Source organism: Streptomyces sp. NPDC020801 (assembly GCF_044334385.1).
Lineage (GTDB): Bacteria > Actinomycetota > Actinomycetes > Streptomycetales > Streptomycetaceae > Streptomyces.
Window position 1 is genome coordinate 261,314 of sequence record NZ_JBIRST010000007.1, and the last position, 14,270, is coordinate 275,583.

Consider the following 14,270-nt stretch of genomic DNA (forward strand, 5'->3'; position numbering starts at 1 on the left):
GCGGGTTCAACCTCATTGATCAACATTTGAGGTTTCCGGCGAAGTAGACTTCTGGACTAACTGCTTGCGCCCGAATCGGCAGGTGGACATGCGGACTTGGCCGGTGCTCGGCGGTCGGTCAGGCGACGGGTCAGGGACAGGGCTGCCGCGCCCAGCAGGAAGCCGTAGACGGCGACCAGGCCGTGGCCGTTGGACTGGGTCAGCCACATGGCCAGGCCGGCCGCCGGCACGGCGAGGGCCAGCAGCGTTCCCGGGCGCTGGTGGTGGTCAGCAACAGGGCTGCCGCGACGGTGGCGGCCAGGAAGTACGTCGCTCCGGAGCTGCCCGCAGCAACGCGTAGCCTGGCGGGAGTTGATCCGGCATGCGGCGCAGCAGGTCCTCGTCGACCGTACGTGGTCGCGTCCCGCGGGTGGGGTGCTCGCCCGCGGGACGCTTGACTGCTGGGGGCCGCTCTGGGCGCGGCGCCGGATCAGCCGCTGAGCTGCTTGCGGTCGGGGCCGCCGGCGATCTGGATCTTGCGCGGCTTGGCCTTTTCGGCCACCGGGATGCGCAGCGTGAGGACACCGGCCTCGTACGAGGCGTCGATGCGTTCCGTGTCGAGCGTCTCGCCGAGGAAGAGCTGGCGGGTGAAGCTGCCCGTGGGGCGTTCGGCGACGATCAGTTCTGCGCCCTCGGGGGCGGGGGACTTGCGCTCGGCACGGACGTTGAGGACGTTGCGCTCGACGTCCAGGTCGATGGTCTCCGGGTCGATCCCCGGGAGGTCGAAGTGGACGATGAAGTCGTCTCCGGAGCGGTAGGCGTCCATGGCCATCTGGCCCGGTCGGGTGGGACCGAAGACCTGCTGCGCGAGGCGGTCGAACTCGCGGAACGGGTCGGTGCGCATGAGCATCACGGGTCACTCCTCTCGCATGGTGGTGCAGTGCGATGCCCTACGACTTCTTATATAGCTCGAAGGATGAAAGTTGACAAGCCTTGGCTCAGTTTCGGCGTGGGCGCAGCTCTGCGCGCTAGCCTCGATGGCGTTCATCAGGAACGTAGGAGGCATGTGATGGCGAGGGTTCCCAGCGCTGTGGTCGCCGCGAGCGGGCTGGTCGGCGGCTACGGCGTGGCCCGCTGGACCAGGAAGCGGCAGCTGGGCGGGGCCGTGCTGGCCGTCGCCGGGGCCGCCGCCGCGCAGCAGTGGCGGCAGCGGGCGGGCGCGAAGGCCGCGGGGGCGCTCTCGGCCGCGTACGTCGCCGCCTTCGCCGGGTCGCATCCGCTGGCCAAGAAGGTGGGCGCCTGGCCCTCCGTGTTCGGCGTCGCCGGCGCCGTGGCGCTGGCCTCCTGGGCCGTCGCCGACCGGCGGAAGTAGGCAGTCGGCAGTCGACGGCGGTCCGGTGGCGGACCCGACCCCGTTCGGGGTGGGTCCGCCACCGGACCGCCGTCGTCGGTCAGTCGTCGTTGCTCGGCCGTCGTCGGTCAGCCGTTGCCGCTCGTCCGCCGGCCGTCGTCGGCCAGTCGTCGCCTGGCGTCCGCCGGCCGTGGGCCGTCGTCGATGGGGCGAGGGGCGCGGTCAGCCGAACATGCCCGGCTGGTAGTCGCCCGCCGGCTGCTGGACGATGACGTTCAGGCGGTTGTACGCGTTGATCAGGGCGATCAGGGAGACGAGAGCGGCCAACTGCTCCTCGTCGTAGTGCTTGGCGGCGTTCGCCCAGGCCTCCTCGGTGACCCCGCCGGCGGCGTCGGCGATGCGGGTGCCCTGTTCAGTCAGTTCCAGGGCGGCACGCTCGGCGTCGGTGAAGACCCTCGCCTCCCTCCAGGCCGCGACCAGGTTGAGGCGGATCGCGGTCTCCCCGGCGTGGGCGGCGTCCTTGGTGTGCATGTCGGTGCAGAAGCCGCAGCCGTTGATCTGGCTGGCGCGGATCTTCACCAGCTCCTGGGTCGCGGCGGGGAGCGTGGAGTCCGACACGACCTTGCCGGCGGAGTTGATGTACCGGAAGAACTTGGCGGCGACGCTGTTGTCGATGAGGTTCAGGCGGGCTTCCATCGTGGGCCTCTCCTTGCTGGCTTGGCTTCGTGGTTACACACCTACGACGGAGCGGGCCCATGCGGTGTGACAGCTCGGCGGAGGAAGCGGGTGTGACCTGCATCTCACCCGGTCGGCCCTGGATGCCCGGCCCGGCAGGCCACCGGCCGATGGGCCGATGGGCCGACGGGCCGACGGGCCGACGGGCCGACGGGCACAGCCGGCCGGGTTCACCGGTCGACCGGCCGCGTCCATCGGCCGACCAGCCGCATCCATCGGCCGGCCAGCCGCATCCATCGGCCTGTTCAACCTGCTCGGGCCAGGGGGACGGTGGCGATGACCGTCAGGCCGGGTTCGAGGACTGCGGCGTGACGTCGCGGCGGCGCGCGGTCGCCGCCCTCGCCTTCTGGGTCACCGCCGTGAGCGGCTTGGCGATGTCCTCCAGGGAGCGGCGCTCGGCGTCGACCGCGAGGAAGGCGGCGACCAGGCCCGCCACGCACATCAGTCCGGCGCCGATCTGGAAGGCGAGGACCGTGTCGCCGACCTTGCCGGTGCCGGTGAGGTCGGCGAACAGCAGCGGGCCGCTGATGCCGCCGGCCGCGGTGCCGAGGGCGTAGAAGAAGGCGATGGACATCGCGCGGGTCTCCATCGGGAAGATCTCGGAGACCGTCAGGTAGGCACTGGAGGCGCCGGCCGAGGCGAAGAAGAGGACCACGCACCAGCAGGCGGTCAGCGTCCCGGCGGTCAGCGAGCCGCGGTCGAAGAGCCAGGCGGTGCCGAACAGGAGCAGGCCGGAGAGCAGGTAGGTCGAGGAGATCATCACCCGGCGGCCGACCGTGTCGAAGAGCTTGCCGAGCAGCAGCGGGCCCAGGAAGTTGCCGACCGCGATGACGGCGAAGTAGTAGCCGGTGTGGCCGGAGGGGACGTCGAAGAACCTGGTCAGGATCGCGCCGAAGCCGAAGGTGATGGCGTTGTAGAGGAAGGCCTGGCCGATGAAGAGGGAGAAGCCGAGGACGGCGCGCTTGCGGTAGTCGGCGAAGACCGTGCGGGCGATCTCCACGAACGAGACGCTGCGGCGCTGGTGGATGGTGATCTCGCCGTGCGGCTCGGGGAGGGGCTCGCCCTTCTCCTGTTCGACATGGCGTTCGATGCCGGTGACCACTTCCTCGGCCTCGCGGTCCCTGCCGTGGATCAGCAGCCAGCGCGGGCTTTCGGGGACGTGGCGGCGGACCAGCAGGATCACCAGGGCCAGGACGGCTCCGAGGGCGAAGGTCAGGCGCCAGCCGACGTTCGCGGCGAGGATGCCGGTGTTCAGGGCGAGGATCGACAGGAGGGAGCCGCCGACCGCGCCCACCCAGAAACTCCCGTTGATGATCAGGTCGACGCGGCCGCGGTACTTCGCGGGGATGAGCTCGTCGATCGCGGAGTTGATGGCCGCGTACTCGCCGCCGATGCCGAAGCCGGTCAGGAAGCGGAAGAGGAAGAACCACCACGCCTCGAAGGAGATCGCCGTCAGGGCCGTGGCCGCGAGATACACCGCGAGGGTGATCATGAAGAGCTTCTTGCGGCCGAAGCGGTCGGTCATACGGCCCCAGAACAGGGCGCCGACGCAGGCGCCGGCCACATAGAGCGCGGCGGCGACACCGGTGACCTGGCCGGAGCTGATCGCGAGGCCGCTGCCCGGCTCGGACAGGCGGCCGGCGATGTTGCCGACGACCGTGACTTCCAGACCGTCGAGGATCCATACGGTGCCGAGCCCGATGACGATCGTCCAGTGCCAGCGTGACCAGGGGAGGCGGTCGAGTCTGGCGGGGATGCTGGTGGTCACGGTACGGCCGGTCTCTGCCTCAGCGGTGGTCATGGGCTCCCTCCTCGGCGCACGGAACCACCATCGGGTGCCCGGGCGCCGACGCTTTACGCCGGTTACCGGTCACTCTGGGTTGGTGTGCCGTCCCTCAGGGCTGCCGCCGCCAGACCTCCGCGGGGCCCCGGACAGGGGCTGGTTTCGCCGGCCTCGGCACAAAGGTGCCGCCCGGAGCAACGCTCGGGCGATGACTCCTCAGGCGCCTCCTCAGGCGCCTCTTCAGGCCCCCAGTCCCCGCGACACCGTGTAGATCAGCAGCCCCGCCAGCGAGCCCACCACCGTGCCGTTGATGCGGATGAACTGCAGGTCGCGGCCGATGTGGGCCTCGATCTTGCGGGTGGTGTGCTCGGCGTCCCAGCCGGCGACGGTGTCGGTGATCAGGGAGGTGATCTCGCTGCGGTACGTCGTCACCACGTACACCGCGGCCCCCTCGACCCAGCGGTCCACCTTGCCCTGCGCCTTGGGGTCCTGGGCCGTCCGGGCGCCCAGGGAGAGGAGCGAGGCCCTCACCCGCAGACGCAGCTCGCTGCGCTCGTCCTCCGCCGCGGAGACGATCATGGATCGTACGGCGGTCCAGGCGGAGGCGATCAGGTCCTGGACCTCGCCACGGCCGAGCACCTCACCCTTGAGCCGCTCCACGCGCGCGCGTGTGTCGCTGTCGGACTGCAGATCGCGGGCGAAGTCGGTGAGGAAGCGGTCGAGGGCGCCGCGCGCGGGATGGCTGGGCATGTCGCGCATCTCGGTGACGAAGCGCAGCAGCTCCTTGTAGACCCGCTCGCCGACCTTCTTGTCGACGAACTTCGGGGTCCAGCCGGGTGCGCCGCCCTGCACGGCGTCCATCACCGAGTCGCTGTGCAGCACCAGCCAGTCGTGGGCACGGGAGACGACCAGGTCGACGACCCGTTTGTGGCCGCCGTCGGCGACGATCCGCTCCAGCATCTTGCCGATGCCCGGACCGATCTCCTGGGAGTTGGCCCGGCGGGTGATCGCCTCACCGACCACCGCCTGGACGTCGGAGTCCCGCAGGACCGTCAGGGCCCCCCGCAGCGCGGTGGCCAGCTCCGCGGTCACCCGGTCGGCGTGCTCCGGGTGGGCGAGCCAGGCGCCGAGGCGGCTGCCGATGCCGACGGCGCGCAGCCGCTGCCGTACGACGTCCTCGGAGAGGAAGTTCTCGCCGACGAACTCGCCCAGCGAGACGCCGAGCTGGTCCTTCTTGGTGGGGATGATCGCGGTGTGCGGGATGGGCAGGCCCATGGGGTGCCGGAAGAGGGCGGTGACCGCGAACCAGTCGGCGAGCGCGCCGACCATGCCGGCCTCGGCGGCCGCCGCGACGTAGCCCGCCCAGGCGCCGGCGCCCGCGTTCTGCCCCCACTTGGCGAGGACGTAGACCACCGCCACGAACAGCAGGAGCCCGGTCGCGGTGAGCTTCATACGGCGCACCCCGCGTTGGCGCTCCTCGTCGGCCGGGCTGAACACGGTCATCGCGCGGCGGGAGGCGGCTTCCGCCGTGGCCGCCGCTTCCACCGCCTCGGCCGCGTCCACCGCGTCCGCCGCGTCCGCCGCTCGGGCGGCGGCCTGTGTCGTTCGTTCCATCCCACTCCACCCGTTCGGTGATCCCGCACACAATTGTCCCTTCATGACCGACTCCTGGAACAGAACGAGAGTTCCCGGTGTCTGTCCGAAGGGGTGGTGTCGGCAGGGCCCTGTCAACTCTCCCCAGACCCATGCCGCATCATGTGGTCGTCGGATCGGAGCCCTGGGCTCCCATCGCTCGAGGAGAAACCCATCCGCACGACCAGGCGTCATGGTTACGCCCTGCTCACCGCGATCGTCGCGTTGATCGTGATCGTTTCCGCCGCCATCTACGTCTCCGTCGCCGCCGACGACGGCACTGCCGCCGACGCCCTCGGCGCCGGCCGCCACCCAGGCAACTCCGCCGCTCCCGCCTCCACCGGCACCTGGGTCGGCGCCTGGTCCGCCTCCCCGGCCGCCGCCGAGCCCCGCACGGAGACCGTCGGCATGGCGGGCCGCTCGGTGCGCAACGTCGTGCACGCGAGCGTCTCGGGTACGAGTGCCCGTGTCACGCTGTCCAATCTCTACGGACAGTCGCCGCTGACCGTCACCCACGCGTCCCTGGCGGTCGCCGCCCGCCCGGGCACCGCCGCGGCCGCCGCGGGCACCATGCGGCGGCTCACCTTCGCCGGCGCCGCCTCCGTCGTCATACCGGCGGGCGGACAGACGATGAGCGACGCCGTCCGCGTCGCCGTACCGCCGGGCGGCGACATCCTGGTCACCACCTACTCCCCCACCCCGTCCGGCCCGGTCACCTACCACCCGCACGCCCGGCAGATCTCCTACGTCGCCCAGGGCGACCGCACCGAGGACGTGACCGGGACGCCGTACACCGGGCGGACCAAGTACTGGCGCTATCTGACCGCACTCGACGTGCTGAGCAACGAGTCCGGCGGGACGGTCGTCGCCTTCGGGGACTCGATCACCGACGGCATCTCCTCCACCATCGGCGCCGACCACCGCTGGACCGACGTCCTCTCGGACCGGCTGCGGGCCGCGGTGCGGGCGGGGCGGCACGTGCCGCGCTACAGCGTGGTCAACGAGGGCATCAGCGGCAACCAGGTGCTGGCGGACGGGCGGGGACGGCCCGCCGACAACCCCAGCGGGCTGAACCGGTTCCGGCGGGACGTACTGGAACAGACGAACGCCAAGGCCGTCGTCATCGACCTCGGCGTCAACGACATCCTGCGCAACCCGGGGCTGGCCGACCCGGAGAAGATCACCGGTGGACTGCGGACGCTGGTGCGGCAGGCCCATGCGCGCGGGCTGAAGGTCATCGGGGCGACCCTGATGCCGTTCCGGGGCCACCGCGGGTACACGGCGGCCCGGGAGCGCGTGCGGCAGCGGATCAACGCGGAGATCCGGGCCGGGCAGGTGTTCGACGCGGTGGTGGACTTCGACCGGGCACTGCGGGACCCCCACGATCCGCGGCGGCTGCGGGCGAAGTACGACTGCGGGGACCACCTGCACCCCAGTGACCTGGGGTATCGGCGAATGGGCGAGGTGTTCGACCTCGGTGTGCTGAAGGGCGCGGCCCGGGCGCAGCTGTGAAGTGCCGCCGCGCCGGGCTCAGTGGTGGCCGTGCCCGTTCCTGCGGCGTTCCCTGGCCTCCCCGCGCTCCTCGCGGCGGGACGCCTGCAGCTCGCGGCGTTCCGCTCGGCGGTCCAGGCGCTCCTGGCGGCGTTCCTCCTTCAGGCGCAGGCGTTCGGCCTTGGTGGCCTTGCGTTCGACTCCCACGCCACCCCAGAAGGCGAAGCCCGTCACGATCACACGCGGGGCGCCCGGCTCCCCCGGTGCACCCTCCTCGCGGTGGTCGAAGCCGCCCATGATGCCGATGCCGCGCACCACCACCTCGACCCCGGGCGGCACCGTCACCTGCACCCCGCCCATGATCGCCACGCAGTTGATCTCGACCTCGCGGTCCGCGAAGTTCGCCTCGCGCAGGTCGATCTCGCCGCCACCCCAGAAGGCGAAGCAGTTGAACCGCCTGGGCACGGTCCAGCGGCCCTTGCGCTGGAACCCCGACATCACGGCGACGGCCCACGCCGACGAACCCTCGCCGCCGACCACCCGCCCCGCCCAACTCCCGTCCTCGACAGGCTGTTTGACCATGCTCACGGTCGGCGCGCTCACCCCGGGCACGGGCAGGTCCCGGGTGATCGGAGCGAGTTCGGCGTACGTACGTGCCTTGTACGTCGCCTCGAGACGCTCCTCGAACTCCTCCATGTCGAGGCGGCCCTCCGCCAGGGCGTCCCGCAGATGCTCGGCGACTCGTTCACGATCGGCGTCGGAAGCGCGAAGCTCCGGGAGGTCCTCCGTCATGAGAGCAGCCTACGAGACCGCTTTCCCCGCGTACATCTTCGCGATGACCGCCTCGATGTCCGGCTCCCGCACGGACAGGTCCACCAGCGGGTACGCCGCCGCGATCCGGGCCACCAGCGGGGCCGCCGACTCGGCCGCCGGGAAGGCCAGCCACTGCCGCGGCCCCTCCACCCGCACCACGCGCGCCGACGGCACCTCGATGGGTGGCAGTTCGCGCTCCAGGTCCACCACCAGGGTGCGTTCGCTCTCGCCCGCCTCGTGCAGCCCGGCCAGCGGGCCGTCGTACATCAGGCGCCCGTGGTCGATGACCATCACGCGCGAGCACAGCTGCTCGATGTCCTGCAGGTCGTGCGTGGTGAGCAGGACCGTGGTGCCGCGCTCGGCGTTCAGGTCGCGCAGGAAGCCGCGGACCTTGGCCTTGCTGATGACGTCCAGGCCGATGGTCGGCTCGTCGAGGTAGAGCACCTCGGGGTCGTGCAGCAGGGCCGCCGCGATGTCGCCGCGCATCCGCTGGCCGAGCGAGAGCTGGCGGACGGGTACGTCCAACAGGTCGGCCAGTTCGAGGAGTTCGACGCAGCGGTCGAGGTTCTCTCGGTAACGGGCGTCGGGGATGCGGTACATGCGGTGCATCAGCCGGTAGGAGTCGATCAGGGGCAGGTCCCACCACAGGGTCGTACGCTGCCCGAACACCACCCCGATGCGCTGCGCGAGCCGGGTCCGCTCGCGGGAGGGGTCGATGCCGGCGACCCGCAGCCGGCCGCCGCTCGGGGTGAGGATGCCCGTGAGCATCTTGATCGTCGTCGACTTGCCCGCGCCGTTCGGGCCGATGTAGCCGACCATCTCGCCGCGCGCCACGGTGAAGGAGATCCCGTCGACCGCCCGCACCTGCCGCCGCTCGCTCCTCAGGAACCCGGTCTTCTTGCGCACCTCGAAGACCTTCTCGACCTGGTCAAGTTGAATGAACGCGTCCCGTACGAGCACGTCCCGAGCAACTGCGTCCTGACCGATCGTGTCCTGACCGATCGTGTCCTGACCGATCGTGTCCTGAGCGATCGTGTCCTGAGCGATCGTGTCCTGACCGATCGTGTCCTGAGCGATCGTGTCCTGAACCACTGCGTCCTGAACCACTGCGTCCTGACCGGTCGTGTCCCGAATGATTGCGTCCCGAATGAATGCGTCGTCCGCCGTCACCGCCGTGCGTCCCTTCAGCTCCCCGTACTCCGATACGACCGCAGGCCCACCCGCCAGGCCGCCCCCGCCAGCGCGCAGCACCCCACCGCGACCAGCGGCGGCGCGAACGCCGTCCACCGGGGCAGGTCCAGCGGATAGGGCCGCCCCAGCACGTACAGCGCGGGCAGCCAGTTGACGAAGGCCAGCGGCAGCACGAACGTCACCCCGCGCACCAGCTCCTTCGCGAACACCGTGGGCGGGTACTGCAGCAGCGTGGTGCCGCCGTAGGTGAAGGCGTTCTGCACCTCGGAGGCGTCCTGCGCCACGAACTGGAAGGCGGCGCCCGCCACGAACACCGCGCAGAAGATCCCGCAGCCGCTCAGCACCGTCACCGGCATCAGCAGCAGCCTGAGCGGGGTCCAGTCGATGTCGAGCCTGCTCAGCGCATAGCCCAGTACCAGCCCACCCTGCGTGACCCGGCCCAGCCGGCGCAGCCCGAAGCGGTCGGCGGCGATCTGCGCGAGCACCGGGGCGGGGCGTACGAGCAGGGTGTCGAGGGTGCCGTCGCGCACCCTGCGCCCCAGCCGGTCCATCGAGCCGATCGCCAGGTCCGCCAGCCCGAAGGCGGTGCTGGACAGCCCGTACAGGAAGGCCACCTCGGGCAGCGAGTAGCCGCCCAGCGCGTCCACCCGGGAGAACATCAGCAGGATCGCCGCGAAGTCCAGCGCGGTCGCGGCGAAGTTGCCGACGGTGGTCATGGCGAAGGAGGCCCGGTAGGCCATCGTGGAGCGGATCCACATCCCGGCGATCAGACGGTACGTCCGCAGCCCGTCCGACAGCCGGTTCGCGCGGTTCGGCCGCGGTCCCCCCGACGGCCGGCCGCCGCGCTCCGGCATCGATCCGTCCGACCGCCGGCTCCGGCACTCCGGCCGGGGTCCGTCCGACCGCCGGCCCGCCCGCTCCGGGCCGGTGAGCTCAGCCACCCTGCACCACCACCCGCCGTGTCGCCACCGTCTGCAGCAGCCGGCCCGTGGCCAGCAGCGCCACCGCCCACGCACCCTGGAAGGCGTAGGTGCCCAGCGTGCCGGCGTGCCCCAGCAGAATGTCGGCGGGGGCCTGGAGCAGCGACGACCACGGCAGGGCCCGGACCACCTCACCGAGCGCGCCGGGGAAGACGTTCAGCGGCAGCAGCATCCCCGAGCAGAAGAATCCCGCCAGCCACGCCATCTGCACCACGCCGGTCCCGTCCAGCAGCCAGAACGCGCTCAGCGCGACCAGGAAGCGGATCCCGAAGCCGACCAGCATCGCCAGCAGCACCGCCCCGAGGAACGCCAGCCAGGTCAGCGGGTCCGAGGGCAGGGCCACCGGGAAGCACAGCGCGCCGAAGACGAAGGGGACGACGCCCCGGCCCAGCAGCTGGAACAGCGCCCGGCCCAGGTCGGCGGCCAGCCACCACAGCTGCAGATCGGCGGGCCGGTACAGATCGATGGCGATATCACCCGTGCGGATGCGTTCCATCAGTTCGTCCTCGACGCCGCCACCGCCGATCGCGAGCGTGGACAGGAACGCCTGGCCCAGCCACACGTACGTCACCGCCTGCGCCCGGTCGTAGCCGCCCAGGTGCGGCCTGACGTCCCACAGCGCGAGGTACGTGTACACGAGGATCAGCCCGAAAACCGTGTTGGTGAACACCCCGGCCGCCGTGGCTACCCGATACGTCGCGTACCGTCTGAATCCCCCCGCCGCGACGGCCGCGTACAACCGCCCAGCGCCCACGTCAACCGCCCTCCAAGGTCCGCCGACACCGAAGCGCAGGAGCCTAGTGCGCGCGGGACGTGGCGTGCCACGCATTTTCCGGCCCGGACGCATGCCCGCGACCGGGAACGGAACACATGGTGCGGCAGTCTTCATCCGGGGGCGCAGAAGGCGCATGAGGGCGTACGGGTACGTACGAGGCGAAGCGAAACAGGAGTCCGTGCACGACATGAGCGACGAGCCGCAGCCGCAGCCGCAGCAGCCGAACCAGGGCGCGGCACCGAAAGAGCCACCGGCGGCGACCGGGGCGGGAGGCTCGGCCGCTGGTTCGGCCGATGGTTCGGCCGGTTCCTCGGCCGGTTCCCCGGGCGGGCCTTCGGCCGGGGGCCCGGCGGGAGGCTCGGCCACGGACTCGACCGGGCGCCCGTCGGGAGCCTCGGCCGCCGACTCGGCCAGGGGCCGGGCGGCGGCTTCGGCCACGGACTCGGCCGGGGACTCGACCGGGAGCTCAGCAGGAGCCTCGACCACGAACTCGGCCCGGGGCCCAGCGGGAGCTCCGGCTTCGGCCGGAGCCCCGGCGTGGGCCCGGACCGCGGACCCGGCCAAGGACCCGGCCAAGGACCCGGCCGGAGCCTCGACCGCCGAGTCGGCCGCCGAGTCGGCCAGGGGTCCGGCGGGGGCTCCGAATACGGACTCGGCAGGGTCTCCGGCCAGGGACTCGACCGGGACTGTGAACCGGGGCCCGGCCGGGACCTCCACCGGAGCGTCGGCCGGGTCTTCGGCCCGAAACTCAGCGGGGGCCCAGGCCGGGGGATCGGCCGGGGGATCGGCGAAGGCTGCCAGCGGGAACCCGGGCGGGTCTTCGGCCAGGGACTCATCCGGTGCGTCGGCAGGCGGCCCGGCGGGGACTTCGGCCGGAGGCCCGGCCGGGGCTTCCGCCGCCGCCTCGGCCTGGGGTCCGACCAGGGCGGCGTCGGCCGGAGGCCCGTCCGGGGCGTCGGCCGGAGGCCCCGCCGGGGCCCCGGGCGGCAGGGTCCCGGCCGAAGCCACCGCGGCGAGCCGGGCGGCGGCGCCGCCGGCGGGCCGGGCCCTCGCCCCCGCGGCCGCGGGGGCGGGGGCGGGGGCGGGGGCCGGTGGCAAGGCCGGGCGGCGGCCCAAGCGCACCGGCTGGCGCCGCGCGCTGCCGACCTGGCGCATGCTGCTCGGCGGTTTCATCACCGTCGTGCTGCTGCTCATCGGCGCGTTCTTCCTCGGGTACTCCCTGGTCAAGATCCCGTCGGCCAACGCCATGGCCGTCAAGCAGGCCAACGTCTACCTCTACGCCGACGGCACCGAGATCGCCCGCGACGGCGACATCAACCGGGAGAACATCACCCTCGACCAGGTCTCCCGGGACGCCCAGCACGCCGTGCTCGCCGCCGAGGACCGCGACTTCTACACCGAATCCGCCGTCGACCCCAAGGCGATGCTGCGCGCCGCCTGGAACACCGCCACCGGCAAGGGCAGGCAGTCCGGCTCCACGATCACCCAGCAGTACGTGAAGAACTACTACCTGGGCCAGGAACAGACCGTCACCCGCAAGGTGAAGGAGTTCTTCATCTCGATCAAGCTGGACCGCAACGAGTCCAAGGACCAGATCCTCGAGGGCTACCTCAACACCAGCTACTTCGGCCGCAACGCCTACGGCATCCAGGCCGCCGCCCAGGCCTACTACGGCGTCAAGGCCAAGGACCTCGACCCGGCCCGCGCCGCCTACCTCGCCGCGCTGGTCAACGCGCCCAGCGAGTACGACGTCGTCGCCCACCCCGAGAACAAGGCCGCCGCCGTGGCCCGCTGGAACTACGTCCTGGACGGCATGGTCAAGCAGGGCTGGATCAGTGCCGCCCAGCGGGCCGGGATGAAGTTCCCCGCGCCGAAGGAGGCCACCGTCTCCACCGGCATGTCCGGGCAGCGCGGCTACCTGGTCCGCGCGATCAAGGACTACATGTCCACCAACAAGATCCTCAACGAGGACGAGCTCGCCGCCGGCGGCTACCGCATCACCACCACCCTGCAGAAGAGCAAGCAGGACGCCTTCGTCAAGGCCGTCGACGACCAGGTGATGTCCAAGCTCGACAAGAAGAACCGCAAGGTCGACACCTATGTGCGGGCCGGCGGCGCCGCTGTCGACCCCAGGACCGGCCAGGTGGTCGCGATGTACGGCGGCATCGACTACGTCAAGCAGTACACCAATAACGCCACCCGCCGGGACTTCCAGGTCGGCTCCACCTTCAAGCCGTTCGTCTTCACCTCCGCCGTACAGAACCAGTCAACGACCGCGGACGGCCGCCCGATCACCCCGAACACGGTCTACGACGGCACCAACAAGCGCCCCGTGCAGGGCTGGAACGGCGGCAACTACGCCCCCGAGAACGAGGACCAGCGGTCCTACGGCAACATCACCGTGCGCGAGGCCACCGACAAGTCCGTCAACGCGGTGTACGCGCAGATGGCCGTGGACGTCGGCCCCGACAAGGTCAAGGAGACCGCGACCGCGCTCGGCATCCCGGGGAACACCCCCGACCTGACCGGCACCCCGTCCATCGCGCTGGGCCCGGCCACCGCCAGCGTCCTGGACATGGCCCAGGCCTACGCCACACTCGCCAACCACGGTGAGCACGGCACGTACACCATGCTCAAGAAGATCACCAAGGACGGCTCCGACGTCGTGGCGCTGCCCCAGCAGACGTCCTCCCAGGCCGTCAGCCGCGAGGCCGCCGACACCACCACCTCGGTCCTGCAGTCCGTCGTCCAGAACGGCACCGCGACGGCCGCGCAGGGCGCCGGCCGACCCGCCGCCGGCAAGACCGGCACCGCCGAGGAGGACACCGCGGCCTGGTTCGCCGGCTACACCCCCGACCTCGCCACCGTCGTCTCCGTCATGGGCCAGGACCCGGTCACCGCCGCCCACAAGTCGCTCTACGGCGCCATGGGACTGCCCCGCATCAACGGCGGAGGGGCGCCCGCCGACGTCTGGGCGCAGTTCACCAGGGACGCCCTGAAGAACACCCCGGCCGGCGACTTCGACCTCCAACTCCAGTCCGGCGCCGACCAGATCCAGCCGCTGCCGTCCACCGCGTCCCCGCAGACCCCGGGCACCGGCGGCCAGGACAACGGCGGCACCACGGGCACGGTCACCGGCGGCCAGGACACCCAGGGACAGGACCAGGGCCAGACCCAGGGACAGACCGGCGGCCAGACCGGCGGCACGACCGGGGACACCACCGGCGGCACGCCCACCACCGGAGGCACCGGCGGCACGGGCGGCACCCCCACCACCGGAGGCACCACGGGCGGCAACAGCGGCGGCACCACGGGCAGCACGCCGACCACCGGAGGCACCGACGGAGGCACGACCGGCACGGACACCGGCGGCGCCAACGCAGGTACCCAGGGCGGCACCACCACGGGCACCAGCGACGGCGGAACGACGACCGGCACGGTGGCGGGCCCGCAGGGCGCGTAGCACGGCACCCGGCACCCGGCACGCAGCACGCAGCACGCAGCACGCAGCACGCAGCACATGGCGAAGGGGCTGGTGAC

General features: G+C 71.6%; 12 protein-coding genes. 3 read left to right on the top strand and 9 right to left on the bottom strand.

Annotated features, from left to right (window positions below; genetic code table 11):
• Nucleotides 1-56: 56 nt before the first annotated feature.
• Nucleotides 57-230, bottom strand: a complete 174-nt coding sequence (locus ACH4UM_RS17255; RefSeq protein WP_398179271.1) for a hypothetical protein — start codon at nucleotides 228-230, stop codon at nucleotides 57-59.
• A 239-nt stretch (nucleotides 231-469) separates the two neighbouring features.
• Nucleotides 470-889, bottom strand: a complete 420-nt coding sequence (locus ACH4UM_RS17260; protein WP_398179598.1) for an Hsp20/alpha crystallin family protein — start codon at nucleotides 887-889, stop codon at nucleotides 470-472.
• A gap of 159 nt (nucleotides 890-1,048) precedes the next feature.
• Between ACH4UM_RS17260 and ACH4UM_RS17265 the strand changes: the two genes are divergently transcribed.
• Entirely contained in the window at nucleotides 1,049-1,351 is a 303-nt protein-coding gene (locus ACH4UM_RS17265) for a hypothetical protein (RefSeq protein ID WP_398179274.1), read from the top strand.
• 201 nt (nucleotides 1,352-1,552) lie between these two features.
• On the opposite strand, the gene ACH4UM_RS17270 is transcribed toward ACH4UM_RS17265, so the two are convergent.
• From ACH4UM_RS17270 to ACH4UM_RS17280, 3 genes are all read right to left on the bottom strand, one after another.
• Entirely contained in the window at nucleotides 1,553-2,026 is a 474-nt protein-coding gene (locus ACH4UM_RS17270; protein ID WP_398179276.1) for a carboxymuconolactone decarboxylase family protein, read from the bottom strand.
• A 322-nt stretch (nucleotides 2,027-2,348) separates the two neighbouring features.
• Nucleotides 2,349-3,866: an MFS transporter gene (locus ACH4UM_RS17275; RefSeq protein WP_398179279.1), complete on the bottom strand. Its 1,518-nt coding sequence runs from the start codon at nucleotides 3,864-3,866 to the stop codon at nucleotides 2,349-2,351.
• Nucleotides 3,867-4,088: 222 nt separating this feature from the next.
• On the bottom strand, nucleotides 4,089-5,351 hold the full coding sequence (locus ACH4UM_RS17280) for a DUF445 domain-containing protein (RefSeq protein ID WP_398179601.1): 1,263 nt from the start codon (nucleotides 5,349-5,351) through the stop codon (nucleotides 4,089-4,091).
• Nucleotides 5,352-5,603: 252 nt separating this feature from the next.
• Here ACH4UM_RS17280 and ACH4UM_RS17285 point away from each other — a divergent pair, with 252 nt between their 5' ends.
• On the top strand, nucleotides 5,604-6,992 hold the full coding sequence (locus tag ACH4UM_RS17285; protein ID WP_398179282.1) for an SGNH/GDSL hydrolase family protein: 1,389 nt from the start codon (nucleotides 5,604-5,606) through the stop codon (nucleotides 6,990-6,992).
• A gap of 18 nt (nucleotides 6,993-7,010) precedes the next feature.
• Here ACH4UM_RS17285 and ACH4UM_RS17290 read toward each other — a convergent pair whose 3' ends face one another.
• The 4 genes from ACH4UM_RS17290 to ACH4UM_RS17305 form a co-directional block, all read right to left on the bottom strand.
• Nucleotides 7,011-7,763, bottom strand: a complete 753-nt coding sequence (locus ACH4UM_RS17290) for a DUF1707 domain-containing protein (protein ID WP_398179285.1) — start codon at nucleotides 7,761-7,763, stop codon at nucleotides 7,011-7,013.
• A gap of 9 nt (nucleotides 7,764-7,772) precedes the next feature.
• Complete coding sequence (locus tag ACH4UM_RS17295; protein WP_398179604.1) at nucleotides 7,773-8,786, bottom strand: ATP-binding cassette domain-containing protein; 1,014 nt, start codon at nucleotides 8,784-8,786, stop codon at nucleotides 7,773-7,775.
• Nucleotides 8,787-8,968: 182 nt separating this feature from the next.
• The gene (locus ACH4UM_RS17300; RefSeq protein ID WP_398179288.1) at nucleotides 8,969-9,829 is read right to left on the bottom strand and encodes an ABC transporter permease; all 861 of its coding nucleotides are present in this window, start codon (nucleotides 9,827-9,829) and stop codon (nucleotides 8,969-8,971) included.
• 79 nt (nucleotides 9,830-9,908) lie between these two features.
• The gene (locus tag ACH4UM_RS17305) at nucleotides 9,909-10,709 is read right to left on the bottom strand and encodes an ABC transporter permease (RefSeq protein WP_398179290.1); all 801 of its coding nucleotides are present in this window, start codon (nucleotides 10,707-10,709) and stop codon (nucleotides 9,909-9,911) included.
• 709 nt (nucleotides 10,710-11,418) lie between these two features.
• Here ACH4UM_RS17305 and ACH4UM_RS17310 point away from each other — a divergent pair.
• Nucleotides 11,419-14,193, top strand: a complete 2,775-nt coding sequence (locus tag ACH4UM_RS17310; RefSeq protein WP_398179293.1) for a transglycosylase domain-containing protein — start codon at nucleotides 11,419-11,421, stop codon at nucleotides 14,191-14,193.
• The last annotated feature ends 77 nt before the right edge of the window (nucleotides 14,194-14,270 follow it).